Consider the following 251-nt stretch of genomic DNA (forward strand, 5'->3'; position numbering starts at 1 on the left):
GTGGACGCGCTCGGCGCCCAGCAGTTCCTGCAACGCGCGGTAATAAGGGAACAGACGGGCCGGTTGCGGCGGCGTTCCCGCCACCAGTTCCTCGAGGTATTCGCCGATCGCGCCGTAGGCCTCGCGCACCGCCTGCACGCTGTCCGGGGTGCAGGCAATGGTGCGCTCCTTGGAGTCGTCGAGCGCGCGCTCGGCGGCGGTGGTCAGCAGCCCCACCCCATCCACGTCCACCATCTCCAACGCGCCATGGG

1 protein-coding gene is annotated in these 251 nt (G+C 70.1%); it reads right to left on the minus strand.

Going from position 1 to position 251, the window contains the following annotated elements:
* A partial coding sequence (locus KVT32_RS30850; RefSeq protein ID WP_217619512.1) for a hypothetical protein occupies positions 1-251 on the minus strand: 251 nt, incomplete at both ends.

Source organism: Achromobacter sp. GbtcB20, assembly GCF_019091095.1.
GTDB lineage: Bacteria > Pseudomonadota > Gammaproteobacteria > Burkholderiales > Burkholderiaceae_B > Achromobacter > Achromobacter mucicolens.